The sequence below is a fragment of the Nocardia sp. CA-119907 genome, assembly GCF_050955995.1.
Taxonomy (GTDB): Bacteria; Actinomycetota; Actinomycetes; order Mycobacteriales; family Mycobacteriaceae; genus Nocardia.
Map to the genome: position 1 here is coordinate 3,401,570 of NZ_CP192091.1, position 12,509 is coordinate 3,414,078.

General features: G+C 68.1%; 12 protein-coding genes and 2 pseudogenes. 8 read left to right on the forward strand and 6 right to left on the reverse strand.

Annotated features, from left to right (window positions below):
- Window positions 1-83: 83 nt before the first annotated feature.
- The 4 genes and pseudogenes from ruvX to ACQP2D_RS15085 form a co-directional block, all read left to right on the forward strand.
- Window positions 84-617 (forward strand): annotated as a pseudogene (gene ruvX / locus ACQP2D_RS15070) (Holliday junction resolvase RuvX); the annotation flags it as partial.
- Window positions 614-2,188, forward strand: a complete 1,575-nt coding sequence (locus tag ACQP2D_RS15075; protein WP_433684316.1) for an endolytic transglycosylase MltG — start codon at window positions 614-616, stop codon at window positions 2,186-2,188. The pseudogene ruvX and the gene ACQP2D_RS15075, both read left to right, overlap by 4 nt.
- Complete coding sequence (locus tag ACQP2D_RS15080) at window positions 2,178-3,041, forward strand: shikimate dehydrogenase (protein ID WP_433684317.1); 864 nt, start codon at window positions 2,178-2,180, stop codon at window positions 3,039-3,041. The genes ACQP2D_RS15075 and ACQP2D_RS15080 overlap by 11 nt, the downstream gene beginning before the upstream one ends.
- 46 nt (window positions 3,042-3,087) lie before the next feature.
- A complete protein-coding gene (locus tag ACQP2D_RS15085) occupies window positions 3,088-3,570 on the forward strand; it encodes a B-4DMT family transporter (RefSeq protein WP_433684318.1) in 483 nt (160 codons plus the stop codon).
- A 69-nt stretch (window positions 3,571-3,639) separates the two neighbouring features.
- On the opposite strand, the gene aroB is transcribed toward ACQP2D_RS15085, so the two are convergent.
- The 5 genes and pseudogenes from aroB to ACQP2D_RS15110 form a co-directional block, all read right to left on the reverse strand.
- The gene (gene aroB / locus ACQP2D_RS15090) at window positions 3,640-4,773 is read right to left on the reverse strand and encodes a 3-dehydroquinate synthase (protein WP_433684319.1); all 1,134 of its coding nucleotides are present in this window, start codon (window positions 4,771-4,773) and stop codon (window positions 3,640-3,642) included.
- 400 nt (window positions 4,774-5,173) lie between these two features.
- Window positions 5,174-5,692: pseudogene (locus ACQP2D_RS15095) on the reverse strand (shikimate kinase); the annotation flags it as partial.
- Window positions 5,689-6,882 (reverse strand): chorismate synthase, encoded by a 1,194-nt coding sequence (gene aroC, locus ACQP2D_RS15100; protein WP_433685659.1) that lies wholly within the window; start codon window positions 6,880-6,882, stop codon window positions 5,689-5,691. The pseudogene ACQP2D_RS15095 and the gene aroC, both read right to left, overlap by 4 nt.
- 91 nt (window positions 6,883-6,973) lie before the next feature.
- Complete coding sequence (locus ACQP2D_RS15105; protein WP_433684320.1) at window positions 6,974-7,429, reverse strand: prepilin peptidase; 456 nt, start codon at window positions 7,427-7,429, stop codon at window positions 6,974-6,976.
- Window positions 7,430-7,530: 101 nt separating this feature from the next.
- Window positions 7,531-8,562 carry a glycerophosphodiester phosphodiesterase gene (locus tag ACQP2D_RS15110; RefSeq protein WP_433685660.1) on the reverse strand — a complete coding sequence of 344 codons (1,032 nt, stop codon included), beginning with the start codon at window positions 8,560-8,562 and terminating at the stop codon, window positions 7,531-7,533.
- A 166-nt stretch (window positions 8,563-8,728) separates the two neighbouring features.
- Between ACQP2D_RS15110 and ACQP2D_RS15115 the strand changes: the two genes are divergently transcribed.
- From ACQP2D_RS15115 to ACQP2D_RS15130, 4 genes are read left to right on the forward strand one after another with little or no spacing between them, the layout of a single operon-like run.
- On the forward strand, window positions 8,729-9,856 hold the full coding sequence (locus ACQP2D_RS15115) for a M24 family metallopeptidase (protein ID WP_433684321.1): 1,128 nt from the start codon (window positions 8,729-8,731) through the stop codon (window positions 9,854-9,856).
- 43 nt (window positions 9,857-9,899) lie between these two features.
- Window positions 9,900-10,463: an elongation factor P gene (gene efp / locus ACQP2D_RS15120; RefSeq protein ID WP_433684322.1), complete on the forward strand. Its 564-nt coding sequence runs from the start codon at window positions 9,900-9,902 to the stop codon at window positions 10,461-10,463.
- Between the two features lie 34 nt (window positions 10,464-10,497).
- Complete coding sequence (gene nusB / locus ACQP2D_RS15125) at window positions 10,498-11,007, forward strand: transcription antitermination factor NusB (RefSeq protein WP_433684323.1); 510 nt, start codon at window positions 10,498-10,500, stop codon at window positions 11,005-11,007.
- Complete coding sequence (locus ACQP2D_RS15130) at window positions 11,004-11,270, forward strand: YciI family protein (RefSeq protein WP_433684324.1); 267 nt, start codon at window positions 11,004-11,006, stop codon at window positions 11,268-11,270. Before nusB ends, ACQP2D_RS15130 begins: the two co-directional genes overlap by 4 nt.
- Before the next feature lie 278 nt (window positions 11,271-11,548).
- On the opposite strand, the gene ACQP2D_RS15135 is transcribed toward ACQP2D_RS15130, so the two are convergent.
- Window positions 11,549-12,490, reverse strand: a complete 942-nt coding sequence (locus ACQP2D_RS15135) for an NADP-dependent oxidoreductase (RefSeq protein ID WP_433684325.1) — start codon at window positions 12,488-12,490, stop codon at window positions 11,549-11,551.
- Window positions 12,491-12,509 lie beyond the last annotated feature (19 nt).

Here is a 12,509-nt window from a genome sequence, read left to right on the forward strand (position 1 = left end):
CGGAGGCGCGCTCTCCTGATCGGGAGGGCGCTCCGCGTAGGGCTGATCGGGAGGGCGCTTCGCATAGGGCTGATCCCGAGGGCGCTTCGCGTACAGGCGCCGACCGCCCGTCGCCCGCGACCGATCCCGGTCGCGGCAGGCGGATCGGCATAGATGTCGGCAGCGTCCGGATCGGGGTCGCCTCCAGCGACCCGGACGGCGTGCTCGCCACCCCTGTGGAGACGGTGCCGCGTGCGAAGCCGGATAGGCGCGCATCCGGTCCGGCAAGCGATATTTCCAGAATTGCCGAAATTGTGCGGGAGTATGAGGCCGTCGAGGTGATCGTCGGCCTGCCTCGGACATTGCGTGGGGAAAAGGGCACCGCGGCCGGTTTGGCGATCGCATTCGCGGAGCGTTTGCGCGCAGTCATAGCACCCGTGCCTATCCGACTTTCCGACGAACGTTTGACTACGGTGTCAGCTGCACGTGCATTGCGGGACAGTGGTGTTCGCGCGCGTGGCCAGCGGCAGGTGATCGATCAGGCGGCGGCCGTGGCGATCCTGCAGGGATGGTTGGACGAACGGAGTGCGGTGTTGAGGTCGGCCGAAGCGGCGTCTGAGTCCGGAGACGGTGCATGACGGATCGATGGACGCGAGCCGAGGAACGGTTCCGACAGCGCGAGGCTGATCGGCGTTACCGGCGAAACGACCAAGCCTGGGAGGACTACGACGACGACACCAATGTCATCCCGCGCTACACCGACGAGGGTCCGGACGAACCGCTCCCGGCTGAGCGTTCGCGTCGCGCGGCGCCGCAGCGCGCCGAGCACGGGGAGCCGCGGCGGGGCCGCGCTTCGAGTGCCGAGCGTGGTGAGGGCGCGCCGCCCCGGCGCTCGCGTGGTGACGGGTTGGGCGGCGGCCGGGCCGGTGGCGGTCCCGCGCGGTCCGGGCGGCCCCGGACCCAGCGCGGCGGGAGCCGTGGCGAGGAACGCCGCTCGGAGCGTCAGCGCAGCGCGCCGTCGCGTGGCCGGCGCTCGCGGGCGGCCTCACGCAAGGCTGCCGAGCGCAAGAAGCGCCGCCGGTATCTGTGGCTCATCGGCGCGATGTTCGTGGTGCTGTTCGTCGGCGCCGCGGTCTTCGCGGGGCTGAAGCTGGCCAAAATGTTCGGCGCGCCAGAGGATTTCGCGGGTCCGGCCGGACCGCTGGTGGTGGTGCAGGTGCATCCGGGCGACACTTCGAACCAGATCGCGGACGCGATGCTGCAGAAGGGTGTTGTCGCGAGCAGCCAGGCATTCTTCCAAGCGGCCGTGCGCAATACGAATATGAACGCGGTGCAGCCCGGGTACTACGCGATCCCGAGCCACAGCCCGGCCGCGCAGGCGGTGACGGCGCTGCTCGGCAAGGATTCGCGGGTGGGCAATCTGGTCGTCTCCGAGGGCAGGCAGCTGCACGATCAGCAGGATGTGAATACCGGCTCACGCAAGGACGGCATCTACCGCAAGATCGCGGATGCCAGCTGCGTGGGCACCGGCCCGAATAAGAAGTGCATCGCCTATGACCAGCTCGACGCCGCCGGATCGGGCGCGGATCTGGCCGCCCTCGGCGTGCCGAGCTGGGCCGAACAGCGGGTGCGTGATGTGCCCGACCGCAGCCGGCAGCTCGAGGGTCTGATCGCCGCTGGTACCTGGGATTTCGATCCGAGCGGCACGCCGCAGCAGATCCTGCAGCAACTGGTGAGTGCGAGCGCGCGCAGTTACGAGTCGACCGGATTGCTGCAGTCGGGCGGCGAAACGAAGCTGAATCCGTATCAGGCCCTGATCGCCGCCTCGCTGGTGGAACGCGAAGCGCTGCCGCAGGATATGGGCAAGGTGGCGCGGGTGATCGTGAACCGGCTCGAGGTCAACCAGCCGCTGCAGTTCGACTCGACGGTGAACTACGCGCTGGATCGCACCGAGGTCGCGACCACCGATACCGACCGCGCCAAGCGGACACCGTGGAACACCTACGCCATGCCGGGGCTGCCCGCTACGCCGATCTCGGCGCCGTCACTGAATGCGTTGCGCGCCGTGGAGAATCCGGAGCCGGGGACCTGGCTGTACTTCGTGACCATCGACAAGCAGGGGACCACATTGTTCACCGAGAGCTACAGCGAACATCTGCGCAATATCGAAAAGGCCAGGCAGAGTGGGATTCTCGACAGTGGACGGTAAAGGGAGCGGCCAGCGCAAGGCGGCGGTGCTCGGGCAGCCGATCGCACATTCGCGTTCGCCGGAGCTGCACCTGGCCGCATACCGCGCGCTCGGTCTCGACTGGACCTATGAGCGGATCGAATGTTCGGCCGAGGAGCTGCCGGGCTTGGTCGACGGACTCGGTCCCGAATGGGTCGGGCTTTCGGTGACCATGCCGGGCAAGGAGGCCGCGCTGGCGTACGCGAGCGAGCGGACCGAGCGGGCCGTGCTGGTCGGGTCGGCGAATACGCTGGTTCGGATCGACGCCGGCGCGAGCGCGGCGGTTTCGGCAGAGGCACCGGCCAGCGGCGGCTGGCGTGCTGATTGCACCGATGTGGACGGGGTGTTCGGCGCGTTGCGCAGTGGTGGTGTCGGCGAGCTCACCGAGGCTGTGGTGCTCGGTGCGGGGGGCACCGCGCGCCCGGCGCTACTCGCGTTGTCCGAACTCGGCGCGAAGGCGGTGACCGTCGTCGCGCGGGATGCCGGAAGGGCACGCGGGGCAATCGATCTCGCGGAACGTCTCGGCATGACCGCCACCATGATCACCTTCGACCCCGGCCCGTTGCGCGCGGTGTGCGCCGACGCGGGCGCCGTGGTGAGCACGATTCCGGCGGAGGCCGCGGCCGTGGTCGCCGAGGCGGTGGCCACCGCACCGGTGGTGCTCGACGCCATCTACAACCCGTGGCCGACCCCGCTGGCCGTCGCGGTCGCGCGGGCGGGGCATACCGTGGTGAGTGGGCTGGAGATGTTGCTGCACCAGGCCTACGGGCAGGTCGAGCAGTTCACCGGCCGCCCCGCGCCGCGTACGGAAATGGCCGCGGCGATACATCTGTAACCGGTTCTCATTTGGATCCGGCCGAGTCGAGGCTATGGTGTTGACCATGAATGGTTGGGTGTTGCGGGCCATAGTGCTCGGTGCGCTGGTCGTCTCCCTGCGTGCCGTGCTGGGATTCGCGATGGTGTACTGGCCGACCCAGGGCAGTTGGATGCGGCCGTTGTGCCTGGTCGTGCTGCTGCTGGCTGTCGTGTTCTGGGGCGTGCTGGACGGGCGCAAGGACCGTGAGGTCCATCCGGACCCCGAGCACGGCTCGGATCTGACCATCCTGTGGCTGAAGACGGCGGTCGCCGCTGGCGTCGGCAGTGGCCTGGTCTCGTGGCTGCTGGACTGGCTGCCCAAGTTCGATCTCGGCGATAACGGCCTGCTCTTCGAGCTGACCGCGGGCGCTTCCTTCATCGTCCTGCTGGTCTTCATCCCGGGCCTGATCGGCGTCGGCATCGGCCGCATAATTGCCGACCGTCGGCTGAACAAGTCCGTGAACCCGCCCGCACCGCAGGTGCCGGGGTCGGCTGCGAACCCCGTATAGCCCGCTCGCGAATTCGACCGAAGGCGACCTCCTGGCCGATATGGCCAAGCGGTCGCCTTCGCTCTGTGACTACAGGAGGATGACGCCGCTGCTGGGGCTGTCCTCGCGGGCGATCGCCGAGTAGGCGGCCGCGAGCAGGGTGGGGTCGGGGCCCTCGAGGCGGCCGGGTTTGGCGAGGCCGTCGAGGACGACGAAGCGCAGAACGCCGGAGCGGGTCTTCTTATCGGTCTGCATGGCGTCCAGGAGTTGAGGCAGGGCGTCGGCGTCGTAGCTGGTGGGCAGGCCGACGCTGGCCAGGATGGCGCGGTGGCGGTCGGCGGTCGCATCGTCGAGCCGACCGGCGAGGCGGCCGAGTTCGGCGGCGAAGACCAGACCGACCGAGACGGCCGCGCCGTGGCGCCACCGGTAGCGCTCGCGGCGCTCGATGGCGTGGCCGAGGGTGTGGCCGTAATTGAGGATCTCGCGCAGACTGGCTTCCTTGAGATCGGCGGCGACCACATCGGCCTTCACCTGGATCGCGCGGCGGATCAGCTCGGGCAGTACGTCACCGGTCGGATCGAGGGCCGCCTCCGGATCGCGCTCCACCAACTCCAGGATCACCGGGTCCGCGATGAAACCGGCCTTGATGATCTCGGCCATACCCGCGACGATCTCATTGCGCGGCACCGTCTCCAGGGTCGCGAGATCCACCAGCACCGCGGCCGGTTCGTGGAAGCTGCCGACGAGATTCTTGCCCGCCTCGGTATTGATGCCGGTCTTACCGCCGACGGCCGCGTCGACCATGGCCAGCAGCGTGGTCGGCACATGCACGATCCGCACCCCGCGCATCCAGGTGGCGGCCACGAATCCGGCCAGATCGGTGGCCGCACCGCCGCCGAGGCTCACCACGACATCGTTGCGGGTCAGGCCGATGCGGCCGAGCACCTCCCAGCAGAAGCCCGCGACGGCCAGATCCTTACCCGCTTCGGCGTCCGGGATCTCGACGCGGTGCGCATCGATCCCCTTGTCGGCCAGCGCCTTCCGGACCACCTCGGCGGTCTCGGCCAGCGGCGGCTGATGGAAGATGGCGACGGTGCGCACGCCGGTGGTCGCGCCAGCGACCGAGTCGACGAGTTCGCCGAGCAGGCCACGGCCGATGATCACCGGATACGGGTCGGCGGTGCGGACTTCGATGCGAGTCGGCTCGGCTGGGCTTTCACTCACGGGTACTCGGCTCCGATTCTGTGCGTGCTGTTTGGTTGAGCGCTCGCGCGCGGGCGCGGCGGGCCCGGGTGCGCCGGGACCGGCTGCCGGGGGTCGGCGCATCACCGGATCCTTCGGAGCCGGAGGGGCCATTGGAGATTTTGCCGGTGGGCTTGGTTCGGTCGCTCGGCGCGGTGGTTGTCTTGACCCGTTCGGAGGCCGTTGGTTCGTTGGCATCGGCCTGTGCGGCGGCCCGGCGCCGCGCAGCCGCACGACGTCGGGTCGCGCGGCGGGCCCGTGACCTGCTGCTGCCCTGGGGTTTTGCGGCTTGGGTCGATGCGCTCGCGGCATTTTGCGCGGTATCCGACGTAGTTCCGGTCGAATCGGGCTCCGCATCTTGCGGCAGCACCGATTCCATGCCCAGCTTGGCCATGATCATCCGCACCACCCGGCCCGGACTGCGGCCGTCGGTACGCACCCGCACCGTGGCGACCTCCCGGTACAGCGGCCTGCGCTTGCGCATCAGCTCGCGGTACTTCGCACCCGGATCCGCACCGTTGAGCAGCGGCCGCTGAGTACTCGCGCCGGTACGCCGAAGTCCTTCGGCCACACTGATTTCCAGATACACCACGGTGCGATTGCGCAGCAGTGCCCTGGTGTCATTGGACAGCACGGCCCCGCCACCGAGCGAGACCACGCCACGTTCGGCGAGGATGGCGCGCCGCACCACCCGCTCCTCGATCCTGCGGAATTCGGGCTCGCCGTCCTCGGCGAAGATCTCCGGGATAGTGCGCCCGGTCTCGCGCTCGATCCCGGCATCGGTGTCGTACAGCTCGACACCGAGTTCCCTGGCGAGCTTGCGGCCGATCGTCGATTTCCCCGCCCCCGGCGGTCCGACCAGCACCACGCGCGGTGCGCGCGGATCGGACTGCACGATCATTGCGGCACGTGTGGTCGGGTGCTGACGCGCTTGACGTAGCTGGTGATGTTGTCGGTGGTCTCGACCAGCGAATCGCCGCCGAACTTCTCCAACGCGGCCTGCGCCACGACCAGCGCGACCATGGACTCGGCGACCACACCCGCGGCGGGCACCGCACAGACGTCGGAGCGCTGGTGGATGGCGACGGCCTCCTCGCCGGTGGTCATATCGACCGTGGACAGCGCGCGCGGCACCGTCGAGATGGGCTTCATCGCGGCGCGCACGCGTAGTGGTTCGCCGTTGGTCATGCCGCCTTCCAGACCGCCCGCGCGGTTGGTCGAGCGCAGCACACCGTCGGGTCCCGGCCGCATCTCATCGTGGGCCTGGCTACCGCGCCGGCGCGCGGTTTCGAAGCCGTCGCCGACCTCGACGCCCTTGATCGCCTGAATGCCCATGAGCGCGCCCGCGAGTCGCGAATCGAGCCGGTCCGCACCGCTGATGAAGGACCCGAGTCCGACGGGCAGCCCGTCCACGACTACCTCGACGACGCCGCCGAGGGTGTCGCCGTCCTTCTTGGCGGCCTCGATTTCGGCGATCATCGCGGCCTCGGCGTCCTTGTCGAACGCGCGCACCGGACTCTCATCGATCGCGGCCAGGTCGGCGGGGGTCGGCACCACGCCGGTGGTGTTGGCGGCGGTACCGATCGAGACGACGTGCGAGACGACCTCCACACCGAAGGCCTGCCGCAGGAAGTTCCTGGCGACGGTGCCCGCCGCGACACGCGCGGCGGTCTCGCGAGCGCTGGCCCGCTCCAACACATTGCGGGCGTCGTCGAAGTTGTACTTGAGCATGCCGGAGTAGTCGGCATGGCCGGGCCGGGGCCGGGTCAGCGGCGCGTTGCGGGCCAGATCGGCGAGTTCGCTCTCGTCGACCGGGTCCGCGGACATCACCGTCGTCCACTTCGGCCATTCGGAGTTCGCGATCTCGATGGCCACCGGGCCGCCCATGGTGCGCCCGTGGCGCACCCCGCCGACCACGGTGACCTTGTCGGCCTCGAACTTCATCCGGGCGCCGCGCCCGTACCCGAGCCGACGGCGCGCCAACTGTGCGGAGATCTCCTCCGATGTCACCTCGACACCGGCCACCATCCCCTCGAGGATGGTGACGAGAGCGGGACCATGGGATTCTCCGGCAGTTATCCAGCGCAGCACGCCGTCCATCTTCCCATGTCGGCGCGGGTGCTCCGGCACGCGGCCCGGCGTGATGACCGGCACGCTCGCGCGTCCCGCGCCATGGGATCGGCTAGCCAGGTGCCGCCGCCAGGCTCAGCACCGTCGCCAGGCACATGGCAGGGCCATGGGGCAGCGCCTGCGGTCCGGCTCGATCGTCGCCGGACCGAATCCGCCGCAGGGCCAGCACGGCCAGTCCGAATGCGGCGGTGAGGACCGGGGCCGCCATGGCCGCCCGGACCCACACTTGTGCACCGCCGATCGCGGCGACCGCGCCCAGTCCCACGGCGAGTTTCACATCCCCTGCCCCGAGCGCACCGGGTGTGATCAAGTGCACCAAGAGATATGGCACCGCGAGCAGGACAGCACCGACTGCCGCTGCTGTGAATTGTGTTGTGAACAGCGCATATCCGAAGATGATCATGGCGCCGGACGCGGTGAGCGCATTGGGCAGTCGGCGCTGCCGGAGATCGACTGCGGTCAGGACCGCGCACCAGGCCACCAACACGGCAAATGCGATGGGAGACATGGCTACCAGCCTCGTCTCCAGCGCCCGCTGAATCAGCCTCGATCTTCGGATTGGGGATAACCGATCGATATGTGAACATCGATCGACTCGCTCGGCAGTGGCTATCGATAGGCCGCAGGAAGCGGAAGACCTTTCTGCTGGAGCACTTCTCGCATGACATCCGGATAGTCGGTGATGACGCCGTCGACGCCGGTATCGATCTGGGCCGCGATGGTGGCCTTGTCGTTCACCGTCCAGGGAATCACCCGCAGACCGAGGCGGTGGGCGTTGTCGACATAGCCCCGGTCGGCGATGAGGGCGAATCCGGGCTCGCCCGCCTTCTTGCCGTAGGGAACCGAATATCCGGGCGAGACGATATCCGCACCGAGAGCCCGCACCGCGGCGAGCGGATCCCCCGGGTGATCCTCGTAGCGAACCGGTCCGAGCCAGCGCGAGCCGGCGACGAAGGTGGTGTCGTCATAGAGCGCGACGAGCGGTACCGACGGCGCGGCTTTGCGCACCAGCGGCAGGGTGCGCCAGTCGAAGCTCTGGATCTCCACCGCATCGGTCTTTCCCGCCTGCGCGACCGCGCCGAGGATGGTGTCGACGAACTCCTGCGGCGTAGCAGACTGTTCGGTCTTATCGGCCTCGACCTTGGTTTCGATATTGAAGCGCACCCCGTCCACGCCGTGCGCGCTGACCAGGTCGAACAGCTGGGGCAGCGTGGCGATCCGGTTGCCGGGAACCGCTTGCTGGCGCGGAAAATTCGGCAATGTTCGGCTGCCGCAGTCCAGGGTCTGGGTCTGGGCGTAGGTGAGATCGTGGATCACCTTGCCCACGTACGGGAATTGCGGATCGTCAGGGAAGGCGGGGGCGGTGTCGGTGCATTTCTCCGCGAGCAGCACCGGGTCGTGCCAGATGAGTGGCGTCTTGTCGGCGGTGAGCACGATATCGAGTTCGAGGGTGGTCACGCCGAGCCGCAGCGCCTTGGCGAAGCCGTCGAGCGATTCCTCGATGGTGAGGCCGCGTCCGCCGCGGTGCGCCTGCAGGTCGATCGCGGTGGGTGTGCCGTGCTCGGTGGTCTGTGTGGTCCGCGCGGACGAGGCACAGGACACGAGTGCGCCGATCACGAGCGTGGCCACGATGCCGGAAATCAGCCCGCGTCGCATCCGCGTGGTCGTCGACATGGCCCGAACGTAGCAATCGGAGCCGTCGGAGCGGCTTCGGGAACGGGACATCGTGCCGAATACGTCGGGTACGGCACGGTTTATGCCGGTGTTTTATGCGGAGTCCACGGCGTGTCGGCGGTAGTTTTGACACATGTCTGCTGATCCTGCGGGCCGTGGGCCCGACTACGCGGCGCGCCGTGGTGCGCTGCGGAGTCTGCTGGTGGAAAACGAGGTCGATGCGCTGCTGGTCACCGATCTGGTGAACATCAGGTACCTGACCGGTTTCACCGGGTCCAATGCCACGCTGGTGGTGACCTCGTGGGATATGCGTAATGCCGAGGACCGCACGGTGATCGGGACCGACGGACGCTACCTGAGCCAGGTTGCCGAGCAGGTGCCGGATCTGCGCGCCGAAATCGCCAGGGCCACCGCCCGGCGCATCGTGGAGCTCGCGGGGGAGTGGCAGCTCGGCCGGGTCGGCTTCGAAAGTCACGTCGTCACCGTCGACCAGCATCGGGGATTCATCGAGCAGAAGACCGGTTTGGAGCTCGTGGCCACGCCGGGGCTGGTCGAACAGTTGCGCATGGTCAAGGACGCCTATGAGATCGAGCAGTTGCGCGCCGCCTGCGCCGCGGGTGACGCCGGGTTGGCGACCCTGCTGGAACGCGGCGGCCTGCGCCCCGGCCGCACCGAACGTCAGGTCGCCAGGGATCTGGAGTGGGCGATGTTCGAACACGGCGCCGACGCGGTCGCCTTCGAGACCATCGTGGCGACCGGCGCGAATTCCGCCATTCCGCATCATCGGCCCACCGACGCGGTCCTCGCCACCGGTGACTTCGTCAAGATCGACTTCGGCGCGGTGGTCGGTGGCTACCACTCCGATATGACCCGCACCTTCGTGCTCGGCGCCGCCTCCGACTGGCATCGCGAGGTGTACGCGCTGGTCGAGGCGGCGCAGCGGGCCGGACGAGAGGCGCTCGAGCCCGGCGCGCAGGTCACCGACGTGGATGCGGCGGCACGCGCGGTGATCGAGGAAGCCGGGCACGGGAAGCTGTTCGTGCACGGTCTCGGGCACGGTGTCGGGCTACAGATCCACGAAGCGCCGGGAATCGCCAAAACCGGAACCGGTACACTTCTGTCTGGCGTGGCGGTGACCGTCGAACCAGGTGTGTACTTCCCCGGCCGCGGCGGCGTCCGGATCGAGGACACGCTCGTGGTGCGCGAGGGGGGCCCGGATCTGCTCACCAACACCAGCAAAGACCTGACCGTCGTCGACTGACGCCGGTTGCCCGAACATTCATGAACTAGGAGATCCGAGAACAGTGGCGGACACCAGCGACTTCAAGAACGGCCTCGTGCTGAAGATCGACGGTCAGCTTCAGCAGATCGTCGAATTCCAGCATGTCAAGCCGGGTAAGGGCCCTGCATTCGTGCGGACCAAGCTGAAGAACGTGCTGTCCGGCAAGGTCGTCGACAAGACCTTCAATGCGGGTGTCAAGGTGGAGACCGCCACCGTCGACCGTCGCGATATGACCTACCTGTACCACGACGGCACGGATTACGTCTTCATGGACGGCGAGACCTTCGACCAGATCTCCATCGGCGAGGACACCATCGGTCCCGGCGCCCGCTTCCTGCTGGAGAACATGGTCGTGCAGGTCGCCACCCACGAGGGTGCGCCGCTCTACGTCGAACTTCCGGTCACCGTGGAACTCGAGGTGCAGCACACCGATATCGGCCTGCAGGGTGACCGCTCCACCGGCGGCACCAAGCCCGCCACCCTGGAGACCGGCGCCGAGGTGCAGGTTCCGCTGTTCATCAACACCGGTGACAAGCTGCGCATCGACTCGCGCGACGGCAGCTACCTCGGCCGAGTCAACGCCTGATCGCCCCTCCAGGCAAACAGGGATAATGACTGCTGTGGCGGAACAGCCCGTAGACAAGAAGTCCACGTTCAAGAAGCTCGGCGCGCGCCACAAGGCCCGCCGCCGGGCGGTCGATCTGCTCTTCGAGGCGGAAGCGCGCGATGTGGACGCGGCCGACCTGCTCAGCGAGCGGGCCGAACTGGCCACCCAGGATCAGGCGGTCGCCCCGGTGCACGCCTACACCCGGACCCTGGTCGAGGGCGTCGCCGACGATCTGGATCGGGTGGACGGCACCATCGAGTCCTACCTCAAGGATTGGGAGCTGTCCCGGCTGCCCGCCGTCGACCGGGCCATTCTGCGCATCGCGGTGTGGGAGTTGTTCCACGCCAACGATGTTCCGCCGGTCGTCGCCGTCGACGAGGCGGTCGAGCTGGCCAAGGAGCTGTCCACCGACGATTCGCCCGGATTCGTCAACGGTGTGCTCGGCCAGGTCGTGCTGGTGGCCCCGCAGGTGCGCGCCGCCGCCGCGGCGACCAGGGCGCCGCGTTCGGAGCCGCAGGCGTGACCAACAAGTACCTGGTCATGGCGATGCGCAAGCCAACCTTCGACCCGGCCGCCATCGAGCCGCACCGGCAGTTCCTCAACGAACTGTTGGAGGGTGGGCAGTTGGTGGAGAGCGGACGTTTCACCGATGGCACCGGCGGTGCCTACGTGATCCACGCCGAAAGTCTGGAAGCCGCCCGCGCGATCGCGTTCACCGACCCGGTGCACACCACCGGGTCGTCGGAGCTCACCGTGTACGAGTGGGAGATCGCCGTCTCCGCTTGATCGTCACCCGCACAGCCGCGCACCGAAATGGTGTGCGGCTGTTGACGTTTCAGGACACACATGCGCGCTGGGTGCCCACCCGCGCTCCCACTGGTGGGTGTACCGGCCCAGTGGGAGCGAACCGCGAGCCTTCGACGCTGACCGGCTCGCGGATTCGGGTGTGCCGGGATCGGCAGCGCACTTCGACGAATGGTGCGTCGCATTCGGCGAACCTGAGCACGGGTCGATCCTGGTTCCTCAACCGCACTCGAGGTCAAGGGGCCATGGTGTGTACTGGGTCACTCGGCGACGGCGAGCACGATCTTCCCTGTGGTTCGGCCCAGTTCGATCAGTCGGTGTGCCTCGGCCGCCTGCTCCAGCGGCAGCACCGTTTCGACGTGCGGGCGCAGTTGATTCTTTTCGACCAGATCGGTCAGTGATTCGAGGTCGGCGCGGTCGGGTTCCACCAGGAAGGTGCTGGCGCGCACGCCGAGTTCGGCCGCGCGCTCGTCCATTCCGGGGGTCCATGCCGCCTGTCCGTTGACGAGAATGCCACCGGGACGCAAGGTTTCGAGCATGCGCAGCGCCGGATCGCCGCCGTACATCTGGATCACGATATCGACATCGCGGACCGTGGCGGCAATATCGGTCGTCGTGTAGTCGATGGTCTCGTCGGCGCCGAGTTCGGCGAGGAAGTCGTGCTTGGCCGAGCGTGCGGTGCCGAGCACATACGCCCCGAACGATTTCGCGATCTGCACGGCGAGGTGGCCGACGCCGCCTGCCGCGGCGGAGACCAGAACGCGCTGTCCGGGAGCGACTTTCGCGATGTCGACGAGCATCTGCCAGGCCGTGAGCGCGGCCAATGGCAGCGCCGCCGCCTCGGTGAAGCTCGAACCCGTTGGCATGCGGGCGAATTGGTGTGACGGTGCGGTCACATACTCCGCGTAGGCGCCCGCCGTGCGCGGAAACCACGGCATGCCGTACACCCGGTCACCGGGCCGGAACCGGGTGACGCCGTAGCCGACCTCCTCGACGATTCCGGCGACATCCCAGCCGTTGACGAAGGGCAGCGTCCGTGCATCGGTGTACGCCCGCCCTTGCCGGCTGAAGCAGTCGACCGGATTCACCCCCGCCGCAATGACTTTCACCAGCACTTCGGTGTACAGCGGTTTCGGCCGCTCGATCTGCACGAGTCGCATGGTTTCGGGCCCACCCCAGTGCTCCTGCTGAATAGCGCGCATGATCTGTCCTCTCACCTTG

Excerpts from the sequence above, each read along its gene's own strand:
- ACQP2D_RS15105 (WP_433684320.1), bottom strand. The coding sequence starts at position 7,429 with ATGTCTCCCATCGCATTTGCCGTGTTGGTGGCCTGGTGCGCGGTCCTG.
- ACQP2D_RS15085 (WP_433684318.1), top strand. The coding sequence starts at position 3,088 with ATGAATGGTTGGGTGTTGCGGGCCATAGTGCTCGGTGCGCTGGTCGTC.
- ACQP2D_RS15135 (WP_433684325.1), bottom strand. The coding sequence starts at position 12,490 with ATGCGCGCTATTCAGCAGGAGCACTGGGGTGGGCCCGAAACCATGCGA.
- ACQP2D_RS15075 (WP_433684316.1), top strand. The coding sequence starts at position 614 with ATGACGGATCGATGGACGCGAGCCGAGGAACGGTTCCGACAGCGCGAG.
- ACQP2D_RS15115 (WP_433684321.1), top strand. The coding sequence starts at position 8,729 with ATGTCTGCTGATCCTGCGGGCCGTGGGCCCGACTACGCGGCGCGCCGT.